Origin of the sequence: Aggregatibacter sp. oral taxon 458 str. W10330 (genome assembly GCF_000466335.1) — a bacterium.
Lineage (GTDB): Bacteria > Pseudomonadota > Gammaproteobacteria > Enterobacterales > Pasteurellaceae > Aggregatibacter.
The window spans coordinates 24,226-26,656 of sequence record NZ_KE952598.1 but is presented as its reverse complement, the minus strand read 5'-3'; the positions used below and the strand labels follow the sequence as shown (position 1 = coordinate 26,656).

The 2,431-nt window shown below is 36.9% G+C and carries 1 protein-coding gene and 1 pseudogene; both read right to left on the bottom strand.

All coding sequences use genetic code 11. The features are described 5' to 3' along the window. A pseudogene (locus HMPREF9065_RS07845) lies at nucleotides 1–1,666 on the bottom strand (calcium-binding protein); the annotation flags it as partial. A 27-nt stretch (nucleotides 1,667–1,693) separates the two neighbouring features. Continuing rightward, nucleotides 1,694–2,308 carry a hypothetical protein gene (locus tag HMPREF9065_RS07850; protein WP_021615448.1) on the bottom strand — a complete coding sequence of 205 codons (615 nt, stop codon included), beginning with the start codon at nucleotides 2,306–2,308 and terminating at the stop codon, nucleotides 1,694–1,696. Between the last annotated feature and the right edge of the window lie 123 nt (nucleotides 2,309–2,431).

The following is a 2,431-nucleotide window of genomic DNA, read 5'->3' as shown; positions in this document are numbered from 1 at the left end:
CGTCACCGTCTAAATCTAACGCAAGCGGATCATATACTTCATAACCACGACCTCCTTTATTCGGTGACGGTCGGTTATCGTCTGGTGTCTGCCCTTCATTAGGATTGTCATGATGACCATCATTACCATTGCCATTGCCATTGCCATTGCCATTGCCATTGCCATTGCCACCATGATAATCGTTATTCTTATCGCCGGGGCTATTTAAATCTCTCCCATCATCGCGGAGATATCTGTGCTTATTGTCCCCCCAAAACATTATTCGTTCCGATTGGCCTGGTATATTGATGTAATATGGATCACTAGGATATGGTCGCTGAGTTTCTAACTGAATGCCTAACATCCCATTAACAAAGTTATTAATCACGGCCTGATGACCGGTTTCTACTTCCGTAATCATGAGCCGCTTTGCCGTCCAAACAACTTTTTCGTCCCTGTCCTCATCCCAAAGGTAGTGGGATTGCAATTCATACGCTGTCTTGCCTAACGATTTAGCACTCACAAAACTTGCGCCTTCCGCCTCAAAACGATATATAACTTTGTCATTTTCCTTATATACAAAAGAGGTCGGCAGCCGTTTTCGTTCTTCGTCATAACCGGTGATAATATGTTTTGAGGAACTTTCTGTTTCGGGTCTTACTTGATAGACTTTATTTAAAAAATGAATTTCCCCTAAGCCATCCGAATCAATAATCACATCGTTATCACCGATGTAATATGTGTCATACCCTTTACCACCGTTCAAAATATCATTGCCTGCACCACCGTTAAGGATATCGTTTCCCGAGCTGCTTGAGGATTCATTTGAAGAGGAAGAGGAAGAGGCAGAAGAAGAGGAAGAGGAGGAGGAATCTGAGGAAGTAGAAAAAGTGCGGTTGTTATCCGCTGTATATCCTGTTGAAAACGTAGAACTTGAAGAAGATGAAGACGCTGAATCCGTTGTGTAATCACCATACAACACGTCATTGCCTCTGCCGCCATAAAGCTTATCATCACCGCCTTTGCCTATGAGGGTATCGTTGCCGTCTCCGCCATGAATTTCATCTGAGTTGCCATCGTAGCCGGTGATTTTGTAGTTTCTATTATTACCAGCGGGAACGTAAGGTTCCGGTGATATTTGATTAACAAGTGAGCGAATTTGAAAGAGTGGAGATAATTTATTACCATTAACCTCGATAGCTCCATATTTAGCTAGATTGGCTCGAATTGCATAAAATGCATTTACAGGAAACGTAAAACTTGGGTCAAAATTTTCTATTGGATATCCGATTAATTCCAATGCTTTAAAAACATAACTTACACAGTTGTTTCTTGCGCCATCATATAAAGTAGTATCAAATCCCTTTATTTGAGCTTTTGTAGTCCCATCATATTCTTTATAATCTCCAAATCTATTTAATATATCAAATTGCTGCTGATTAACTTGAATTGTAATAGAAGCTTGAGAGTCAGTATACCGCTCCTCATCCTTGTTGGTAATTTCCCCATCACCAATCACCTGTTCATATTTAGAATGAAAACCAGCACTTCGAACAACCTCTCCATTTTTTCTAAGCACATACCACACATGCCCAGCAGCTGATGGCTCATCTTGCCCTTTTCCATTATGGTAATTATCCCACATTTGTGCCATACGAAAAGTAACAGTATATTTATTTTCTAGCATAATAATCCTCTTTAATATAATGATTAATCAAATTTTTGGGCGTATAGGTCTAATAGTTAAAAACACATCTACATTTTCAAATTCAGGTAATTTTTTAACATTAGTAATTTCAAATCTATAATGAGATTTCTCATGAAGATAAAAACTATTGTAAGAAACAATTCCCATAGTAGAAATATACCCATTATCTATTGTTATTCTCTCTGATGAGAGCATTTCAGTAAAGTAAATTATCCGAGTTTCAAGCAGTCTCTCACCTTTATAAACTTTTACCACAAAGATGGGTTTATCCTTCTCATTCTCATAGAATCTCTCATTATCTAAATTAAATCCGTTATAAGGAGAGTATTTTTTTTCATAAACATTATCATAATACTGCTTACCAAATTCTTTTTCTAGATTCTCTTCTAATTGCTTCCAATTAAATGCTATTACAAAATACCTATCTAATTTCATAGTTGGTAACGTATCATATTCAATCGTCTTGGTCCATTTTTCTGTTAAGGTAGGTATTGGATAGTGACGAAAGTCTATTCTATCATCATGGTACCTTACATAGGTAAAATAATAATACCCATAAAGAAAAAACGGCATCAGTAAAAATATAGTCAAAATATAATGTTTTCTAAAAAACTTTAACATTGGCACTCCATATAAGAAAGCAAGGGCATTTTAGCATTATGCTAAAGCACAAAAAATAGTCAATACCAATAAACCAAAACCGTGATCCAAATCACAACGTAGCGTGCAACTTGTTGCACGAAT